General features: G+C 72.6%; 8 protein-coding genes. 4 read left to right on the top strand and 4 right to left on the bottom strand.

Features of this window, described 5'->3' with window-relative positions:
• The 3 genes from CR470_RS32940 to CR470_RS32925 all read left to right on the top strand — a co-directional run.
• A partial coding sequence (locus CR470_RS32940; RefSeq protein ID WP_143663923.1) for a protein phosphatase 2C domain-containing protein occupies positions 1 to 757 on the top strand: 757 nt, incomplete at its 5' end.
• A 111-nt stretch (positions 758 to 868) separates the two neighbouring features.
• Positions 869 to 2,611: a pyruvate dehydrogenase gene (locus CR470_RS32935; RefSeq protein ID WP_097871124.1), complete on the top strand. Its 1,743-nt coding sequence runs from the start codon at positions 869 to 871 to the stop codon at positions 2,609 to 2,611.
• A 453-nt stretch (positions 2,612 to 3,064) separates the two neighbouring features.
• On the top strand, positions 3,065 to 3,430 hold the full coding sequence (locus CR470_RS32925) for an ATP-binding protein (RefSeq protein WP_097871123.1): 366 nt from the start codon (positions 3,065 to 3,067) through the stop codon (positions 3,428 to 3,430).
• Positions 3,431 to 3,437: 7 nt separating this feature from the next.
• Here CR470_RS32925 and CR470_RS32920 read toward each other — a convergent pair whose 3' ends face one another.
• Together CR470_RS32920 and CR470_RS32915 are read right to left on the bottom strand one after the other, a co-directional pair.
• Positions 3,438 to 4,538, bottom strand: a complete 1,101-nt coding sequence (locus tag CR470_RS32920) for a DUF2637 domain-containing protein (protein ID WP_097871122.1) — start codon at positions 4,536 to 4,538, stop codon at positions 3,438 to 3,440.
• A gap of 192 nt (positions 4,539 to 4,730) precedes the next feature.
• Positions 4,731 to 5,576: a (2Fe-2S)-binding protein gene (locus CR470_RS32915; RefSeq protein WP_097871121.1), complete on the bottom strand. Its 846-nt coding sequence runs from the start codon at positions 5,574 to 5,576 to the stop codon at positions 4,731 to 4,733.
• 146 nt (positions 5,577 to 5,722) lie between these two features.
• Between CR470_RS32915 and CR470_RS32910 the strand changes: the two genes are divergently transcribed.
• On the top strand, positions 5,723 to 6,559 hold the full coding sequence (locus tag CR470_RS32910; protein WP_097871120.1) for a GntR family transcriptional regulator: 837 nt from the start codon (positions 5,723 to 5,725) through the stop codon (positions 6,557 to 6,559).
• 36 nt (positions 6,560 to 6,595) lie between these two features.
• On the opposite strand, the gene CR470_RS32905 is transcribed toward CR470_RS32910, so the two are convergent.
• Both CR470_RS32905 and CR470_RS32900 read right to left on the bottom strand, forming a co-directional pair.
• Entirely contained in the window at positions 6,596 to 7,378 is a 783-nt protein-coding gene (locus CR470_RS32905; RefSeq protein WP_097871119.1) for a hypothetical protein, read from the bottom strand.
• Between the two features lie 172 nt (positions 7,379 to 7,550).
• Positions 7,551 to 8,716, bottom strand: a 1,166-nt coding sequence (locus CR470_RS32900) for a helix-turn-helix domain-containing protein (RefSeq protein ID WP_179892453.1), incomplete at its 5' end; no start/stop codon positions are given.

The following is an 8,716-nucleotide window of genomic DNA, read 5'->3' as shown; positions in this document are numbered from 1 at the left end:
GCTCACCGCCCGCTTCGGGGCCGCCGAGAGCGCCCTCGTCCTCGTCGCCGTGGCCGGCGGCAAACGGGCCGGCGAGGCGGCACACCTCGCCGCGGCCGACGCCTGCCGCTGGATCGGCGGAGCCGTCGCCCGCAGCCACCTCCGGCTCTCCGAGGACATAAGAGCGGGCCGCCGGGACGACCTGAAGGCCGGGCTGCACCGGCTCACCGACCGTACGTACGGCAAGCTGCGCGCCCGCGCCGCCGAACTCGGCGTCGAACCGGACGCGTACACCGCGAGCCTCCGCTGCCTCCTGCTGTCCGCCGACCCCGCCTGCCGCACCCGGGTCTTCTTCGGCGTCGGCAGCGGCGGCCTCTTCCGCCTCCGCGACGGACTCTGGCAGGACCTGGAGCCCTTCGTCCCGGAGGGCGGCGGCCCGATGCCGGGTGACGAGCAGGAGGAGGGCCCGGACGGGGACCGGCTGACCATGGACCTCCAGATCGCCGCGCCGCCGTCCCCGGACGCCGAGGGCCCCGCGCGCCGCCCTGCCGAGCCCTTCCGCTTCCGGGCCTCCGTGGCGCGCCCCGGCGACACGCTGCTGCTGTGCAGCAACGGACTGGCCGAACCGATGCGCGGCGAGGCGGCGCTCCCCGGCGAGCTCGCCGAGCGCTGGGGGAGCGCCGGACCACCCGGGCTGCCCGCCTTCCTCGCCGACACCCAGCTCCGGATCAAGGGGTACGCCGACGACCGCACCTGCGCCGCGGTCTGGGAGGCGTAACCGCGCACACCGTGGGTTGATGGATTCCGGAGCCGGGCGACACGGTGTTTCGGGCTCCGGAGTCCGGACAACCGAAGTGCACGGAGCACGGGCAAGGAAGGGTGCGCACCCATGGCCAAGCAGAACGTGGCGGAGCAGTTCGTCGACATCCTCGCCAGGGCAGGCGTCAAACGTCTGTACGGCGTCGTCGGCGACAGTCTGAACCCCGTCGTGGACGCCATCCGGCGTAACTCGGCCATCGACTGGATCCACGTCCGCCACGAGGAGACCGCCGCCTTCGCGGCCGGTGCGGAAGCGCAGGTCACCGGCTCGCTCGCGGCCTGCGCCGGCTCCTGCGGCCCGGGCAACCTGCACCTGATCAACGGCCTGTACGACGCTCACCGCTCCATGGCACCCGTACTGGCCCTCGCCTCGCACATCCCCTCCAGCGAGATCGGTCTCGGCTACTTCCAGGCAACCCATCCGGAGCTGCTGTTCCAGGAGTGCAGCCACTACAACGAGATGATCTCCAACCCGGAGCAGATGCCGAGGCTGCTCCAGACGGCGATCCAGCACGCCATCGGGCGCGGCGGCGTCAGCGTCGTCTCGATGCCGGGTGACATCGCCTCCAAGCCCGCCCCCGAGAAGAGCATCGAGCACGCGCTCGTCACCGCGCGGCCGACCGTACGGCCCGGGGACGACGAGATCGACAAGCTCTGCCGCATGGTGGACGAGGCCAAACGGGTGACGCTGTTCTGCGGCAGCGGCACGGCCGGGGCGCACGCCGAGGTCATGGAGTTCGCCGAGAAGATCAAGTCCCCGGTCGGGCACGCCCTGCGCGGCAAGGAGTGGATCCAGTACGACAACCCGTACGACGTCGGGATGAGCGGACTGCTCGGCTACGGCGCCGCGTACGAGGCGACCCATGAATGCGACCTTCTCGTCCTGCTCGGCACGGACTTCCCGTACAACGCCTTCCTCCCGGACGACGTGAAGATCGTCCAGGTCGATGTGCGCCCCGAGCACCTCGGCCGCCGCTCCAAGCTCGACCTCGCGATCTGGGGCGATGTGCGCGAGACCCTGCGCTGCCTGACGCCCCGGGTGAAGCCCAAGTCGGACCGCAAGTTCCTCGACCGGATGCTGAAGAAGCACGCGAACGCCCTGGAGGGCGTGGTCAAGGCCTACACCCGCAAGGTCGACAAGCACGTCCCGATCCACCCCGAGTACGTCGCCTCCGTGCTGGACGAGATGGCCGACGAGGACGCCGTGTTCACCGTCGACACGGGCATGAACAACGTGTGGGCCGCCCGCTATCTGACCCCCAACGGGAAGCGGCGGGTGATCGGTTCGTTCAGCCACGGCTCGATGGCGAACGCGCTCCCGCAGGCGATCGGCGCCCAGTTCACCGACCTGAACCGGCAGGTCGTCGCGATGTCGGGCGACGGCGGATTCTCCATGCTGATGGGCGACTTCCTCACCCTGGTCCAGCACGACCTGCCGGTGAAGGTCGTCCTGTTCAACAACTCCTCGCTCGGCATGGTGGAGTTGGAGATGCTGGTGGCGGGCCTGCCCTCGTACGGGACGACCAACGAGAACACCGACTACGCCGCCATCGCCCGTGCGGCCGGCGCCTACGGCGTACGCGTGGAGAAGCCCAAGCAGTTGCAGGGCGCGCTCAAGGACGCCTTCAAGCACAAGGGCCCCGCGCTCGTCGATGTGGTCACCGACCCGAACGCGCTCTCCATCCCGCCGAAGATCAGCGCCGACATGGTCACCGGCTTCGCACTCTCCGCCAGCAAGATCGTGCTCGACGGCGGAGTGGGCCGGATGCTCCAGATGGCCCGCTCCAACCTCCGCAACGTGCCCCGCCCCTGAGAGTCGACTGGGCCGTGACCGGGCCCGAGGCGAGGAGGGCGACGGACAGGAGGGCGGCCGAGCCGCCGAGCCGAGTGAGGCGAGGGGGGAGGCGCATGCCCTCATGATGACGCGCGTAGAAGTCGGGTCGTCAACGCCAACTCGACGTTATTCGCGGCACGTTAACCGGAGCTGCGCCTATGTGGTGATGGCGTGCGCGGGTGGGATGTTCCGTGCGCCCCTCGCCGCTCCTGACCGTTCACCTATTGATGACTCGGCAAGCGTGACCGTACGCGTACAGGGGCATGCATCCCGTGAGGCTGTTCGATGAGCGGCCGGATCAGAGGAGGTCGGTCCACTGTGCGGGCGGGGGAAATGGCGAAGCGTCAGAGAAGGATCGCGGTCGTCGAGGGGTGCGGCCCGCGGGGCCGGAGACCGGGCGAGGCGCCACCGCCGGCCCGGATGAGCCGGAGGGTGGGCCATGCCGAACAATCGGCGGTGGGCGAAGTGCGCCGGGAGTTGCGGGAGTTCCTCCGGCATCGCTCCGACGAGGAGCAGCGCGAGGCGGCGGAGCTGCTGGTGAGCGAGTTGGTGACCAACGCTCTCATCCACACCCGGCACGGGGCCGTGGTCACCGCCACCGCGTCGCCCGCCCGACTGCGCGTGGAGGTCCAGGACTTCGCGTCGGAGGATCTGCCCGCGCCGTACGTACCGAACGCCGACGACGGTACGCACGGCAGGGGCCTGATCCTGGTCCGGAGCCTGGCCGACGCCTGGGGCGTGGAGGCGCAGACCCTGGGCAAGGTCGTCTGGTTCGAGCTGCGCGGCGGAAGGCGCTGAGGGGCGCTCAGCCGAACTGCTGCTCCAGATCCTTCAGTTTCTGTTCCAGCGAGTCGAGCCGGGGAAGTGTCTGGGTGTCGTCCTCGGCGGTGAGGTCGACGGTCCGCGGGTCACTTCCCTGGCTCGAAGCGTCCAGGCTCTTGGAGCTCGAACCGTCCGCCTGCTTCGGGCCGACGGCTTGCAGGGATGGCCGGGGTCGCAGAGGCAGCTGACCCGGCTCTGCTATGGCGGGCTCCGCGACGGACGGCGCCGCGCCGCCCGAAGCCGGGGCGAGAGCGGGTACATCCACCTGCCGCGCGCCCCCTCCGCCGCGTCCCCAGACCCGGTTCTGCCGGTTCAGGGCCTTGATGCGGGCCCGGTCCAGCTTCTCCTGGTCGCGTCGGCGCAGCCGGTCCTGCTCACGCTCCTTGCGGTCCTCCCTCACCTCGTCCACCGCCTCGTCCAGGGTGCGGACGCCCTCCAGGAGCATCAGCGACCAGGCGCCGAAGGTCTCCCTGGGCGCCCGGAGCCAGCGGACGATCCGGATCTGCGGCAACGGACGGGGCACCAGGCCCTGTTCGCGCAGCGCGGCACGGCGGGTCTGCTTCAGCGCGCGGTCGAAGAGGACCGCGGCCGAGAGGGACATCCCCGCGAAGAAGTGCGGTGCGCCCGCGTGGCCCATGCCCCGGGGGGCGTGCACCCAGTTGAACCAGGCGGCGGCCCCGGCGAACGTCCACACCAGCAGCCGGGAGCCGAGCGCGGCGTCTCCGTGGCTCGCCTCCCGTACGGCCAGCACGGAACAGAACATCGCGGCCCCGTCCAGTCCGAACGGGACCAGATACTCCCAGCCTCCGGTGAGGTTCAGGTTCTGCCGGCCGAAGCCGACGAGCCCGTGGAAGGAGAGCGCGGCGGCGACCGCCGCGCAGCAGAACAGCAGGACGTAACTGGCGGTGGCGTACAGCGCTTCCTTGCGTCGGCGGCGCTCCTCGCTGCGTTCCCAGGAGTCGTCGGCCGCGGCCTTGCCGGCGGCGCGCTTGCCGCGTGCGACCACCGTCACCGCCGCCATGACCCCCACGAGCAGTACGGCGCCCGGAAGCAGCCAGTCAAGCGATATGTCGGTCAGTCTCATGCGCGGTCCCTTGCGTCACGTAGGGCGTTTCGTGTGCCATCGTGACGGAATTCCCGTCCCGCTCCGGTGGTTTCGGGACAAGAACACGCCATGGGGGTGGGAGAGGCTATCGATGGGTGGAATCTTCTCGAACGACCGCTCGGTGAAGCTGAGTTGCGTTCGATTCCACGTCGCCCGGACGGGCGGTGTGGATCAAGAAGCCATCAGCTTCCGCACCCGGTCCGCGTCACAGGTGCGCGGGCAGGTCACACAGGTGTCCTCGGGGCGCAGGGTGTAGAAGAGGCAGCAGCTCGCCCGGTCCCGGGTCGGCAGTGACCTGCCGTCGGGCCCGGTCAGCTCGCGGAAGCCGGCTCCGCCGGCGTACGGCTTGGTCGTGCCGGGGAGCAGCAGCTCCAGCTCGGCCATCGCGCGGCGCTCCTCGCCCAGCAGGTGCGCGATGTACCAGAGGCCCTCGACGATCTCGTCGGTCGCCATCCCCCACAGGGCCCGCTTCCCGCGCCGCATGCGCGGCCCGAAGCCCTCCAGCACCGGACCGAGGTGCTCGGTCAGGGAGGCCAGGACCTCGGCCCGCAGCGCCGCCTCGTCCGGGACGACCCGGGCCCCGGGCAGCGTGGCGGCCGGGTCGTCCGGCAGGCAGGCGAACTCCCGGACCCGCACGGTCAGATGCCCCAGGGCCCGCTGGAAGGCGACGTCCTCGACCGGGATCCGCACCACCCGGCGCTGCAGGAACCACGGCACCGTCACCAGCAGGCAGGCGGGCCAGGCGTACCGGTGCAGACCGAAGCTCGCCACCACGTCGGGGCGGGCCTGCTGTCCGTAGTCGCGCAGCACCTGGGCGTTGTCCCAGGCGAGGAAGGCGTCCACGGCGTGACCGCCGGCCGCCAGCTCCGCCGCGCCGACCCAGCCCGCTCCGGACGGGGCGACGGCGTCGCCGACGAGCACGTCGGCCCGCAGACCGGGAAACACCTCGGTCAGGCGGGCGTACGCGGCGGTCACGGGGGACGTCGCGGTGCCGGTGAACGGCGGGGAGAGGGTCATGCAGGGGACCACCGAATCGGGATCGTTTGCAGGTAAGCCTTACCTTACCCGATGCCGTCGATGTTTGAACCGCAGCCTGCTCCCTCTATCGTGCACAGGAGGCCCCGCGCACGCGAGTCGGCCCGCGGCAGGCGGAGGAGGTCCGGGTGGAGCAGGGCAACGCGCATGAGGGCGCACGTCCGGCGTACGCCCTGGGAGCGTTCCCGCGCACTCCGGCGGACGGCCGGATGGCGGAGTGCCGGGTGCCGGAACAGGCCCGGGGCGAGCGGGCCGGAGCCGAGCAGGCCGGGGGGCGACCGGCGGAGGGGGAGCAGGCCGCCCGGGGCGAGCACACCCACGGTGAGCCTCCCGCACCGCGTGCCGTCCAGCGCCACTCCGTCCGCGGCCAGATCCTGGACGCCCTGCGAGCCGCCCTCGTCGACGGCGAACTGGTGCCCGGCCAGGTGTACTCCGCCCCCGCGCTCGGCGCCCGCTTCGGGGTCTCCGCGACGCCGGTGCGCGAGGCCATGCAGCGGCTGGCCGTCGAGGGAGCCGTCGAGGTCGTGCCGAACCGCGGGTTCCGGGTCAGCGAACGCGGCCCCCGCGAGCTGGCCGAGCTGGCCGAGGTACGGGCCCTGATCGAGGTCCCGGTGATGCTCAGCCTGGCCCGTACGGTCCCGGCGCACCGCTGGAGCGGCCTGCGTCCGCTGGCGGAGGCCACGGTCACGGCGGCGGCCGTGGGCGACCGGGCCGCCTACGCCGACTCGGACCGGGCCTTCCACCGCGCGGTCCTCGCGCTGTCGGGCAACGAGCAGCTCGTTGCCGTCGCCGACGAACTGCACCAGCGCTCCCAGTGGCCGCTGGTGTCGGGCCCGGCCACCCGGCGGGCCGACCTGTTGGCCGACGCCTCCGAGCACACCGCCCTGCTCGACGCCCTCGTGTCCCAGGACCTCGCCGTGGTCCAGGCCCTGGTCCGCGAGCACTTCGCCGGCGCCGACGGCTGACGCCCGCGGCCCCGAGGGGCTCCGGACGCCACCGCCTCAGCTCGCCTCGGCGGTGCGCGGGGCCGGGGGACCCAGGTACGGGGCCAGCCAGGTGGGCACGCCGCCCAGCAGCCGGAACAGCCGGCCGGCCTCGGCGCGCAGCCGGGCCGCCTGCGGCTCCTCCTCCGCCTCCGCGAGGGAGATCAGCGCCGGGGCCGTACCGACCAGGAACCCCAGCTCCTCCCGGATCCGCAGTGACTCCGCGAAGCCGTGCCGGGCCTCGGCCAGCTCCCCCTCGCGCAGGGCGAGTGCCGCCAGATGCCGCCAGGTGGACGAAAGCAGCAGTTCGTCGCCCCGGGTCGACGCACCGGCGTGCGCCCGGCGGAACGCGGCGCGCGCCGACTGCGGTGACTCCGCGATGTTCTGGGCGATCAGCCCGCGCCGGAAGTCCAGCAGCGGCCGGGCCGGGGACCCGGGAGCCAGCAGCGCCGCCGACCTGCTCAGCGCCACGCTCGCCTCGTCGGCCCGGTCCCGTACGGCCAGGAGGGTCGAGGCGTACGCCAGATGGCCCCGCTCGGAAGCGGCCGATCCGCGTTCGTCGTCGCTGCGGGCGATGGCCTCCGCCGTGCGCAGGGCATCCTCCGCGTCGGTCCAGCCCTCCCCGGTGTAGAGGCACCGCTCGGTCAGCAGCGCGGTGCGCTGGAGAGCGGAGGCCGGATCGGTGCTCGCGTGGTGCTCCAGCAGTGCGGCCGCGTCCGTCCAACAGGCGCGTGACCGCAACCGCCATACCGCGGTCTGGAGCGGCGGATCGTCATCTGCTGTCGTTCCGGAACCAGACATGGCGGTATGCGCCACATTGCCCTCCCCGAGCGCGCCATTGTGCTGTTGGGTACGGCGCATCTCAGCACGGATTGGCACGCCGGGCCAAGGGGTCCGGACAATGTCAGGTGAAAGATTTCACAATCGGCCGGAGTCGACGGTGCCCCGCCGGGCCCCGTGCGCGGCCGGAAGATCAGCTCATGCGCAGGGCGAGGAAGAAGTCGAGCTTGTCCTCCAGGCGCGAAAGGTCACGCCCCGTCAACTGCTCGATACGTCCGACGCGATAGCGCAACGTGTTGACGTGCAGGTGCAGCCGGGCCGCGCAGCGGGTCCAGGACCCGTCGCAGTCCAGGAAGGCCTCCAGCGTCTCTATCAGCTCCGCCCGGTGGCGCCGGTCGTAGTCGCGCAGCGGATCGAGCAGCCGGGCGGTGAAGGCGCGCCGGACGTCGTCGGGGACGAACGGCAGCAGCAGCACGTGCGAGGCCAGCTCGTGGTGACCGGCCGCGCAGACCCGCCCCGGGCGGGCCGCGGCCACCCGGCGGGCGTGCCGGGCCTCCTCCAGCGCGCCGCGCAGTCCTTCGGCGGAATGCACGGCCGCGCTGACACCCAGTGTCAGCCGGCCGTCGTCGGCGAGCCCCGCGGAGAGCGGTTCGCGCACGGAGGCCAGCAGCGCGTCGGCGTGCAGCCCGGGACCCGCGTCGAGGGTGTCGGCGGGGGCGGCAGCGCCCGGAGCGCCCTCCCCGGAGTCCGTGGCCACGGTGGTGGGCGCGGGCAGCGGAACCAGGGCGATGGCCTCCTCACCCGTGTGGGCGACGGCGATCCGGTCGGCCGAGTCGGGGCCGCTGACCGCCGGGTCGACGAGGATCTCCTCCAGCAGCGCCTGGGCCACCGGACCGCTCGCGATGTCGCCCGCGGCGGCCGCCTGGCCCGCGGCGCTCCAGTCGACCCGGGCCACCACGACCTGCCACTGCGGGGACATGCCGAGGCCGGGGAGCAGGACCGGCGCGGCGACCCGCAGCCTGGCCGCGATCTCGGCCGGGGCCGCGCCCGCCTGGACCAGCTCCAGCACCTCCTGGGCGAGCCTGCGGCGTACCGTACGGGCCGCGTCGCGGCGGTCGCGTTCGACCGCGATCAGCTGGGTGACGCCCTGGAGCAGATCGAGCCGGGCGGCGGCCCAGTCCGAGGCGTCGGCCGCGACCGCCAGCAACCAGTCGGAGAGCACCGACTCCCGCACGTCGCGGGCGGCCGGCACCGCTCCGCGGCCGGTGTTCCGGATCGGGAAGAGCGAATACGTCGTGCCGGCGACCGCCGCCCGGTACGGACCCCGGCGGCCGGTACGGGTCGCGGCCAGGTGGTGCC

Origin of the sequence: Streptomyces sp. rh34 (genome assembly GCF_002551245.1) — a bacterium.
Classification (GTDB): Bacteria; Actinomycetota; Actinomycetes; order Streptomycetales; family Streptomycetaceae; genus Streptomyces.
Note: the sequence above shows the minus strand (reverse complement) of the source record. Positions and strands in the feature narration are given on the sequence as shown.

Coding starts and splice junctions, on each gene's coding strand:
- CR470_RS32920 (WP_097871122.1), bottom strand. CDS start 4,538: ATGAGACTGACCGACATATCGCTTGACTGGCTGCTTCCGGGCGCCGTA.
- CR470_RS32915 (WP_097871121.1), bottom strand. CDS start 5,576: ATGACCCTCTCCCCGCCGTTCACCGGCACCGCGACGTCCCCCGTGACC.
- CR470_RS32905 (WP_097871119.1), bottom strand. CDS start 7,378: ATGTCTGGTTCCGGAACGACAGCAGATGACGATCCGCCGCTCCAGACC.
- CR470_RS32935 (WP_097871124.1), top strand. CDS start 869: ATGGCCAAGCAGAACGTGGCGGAGCAGTTCGTCGACATCCTCGCCAGG.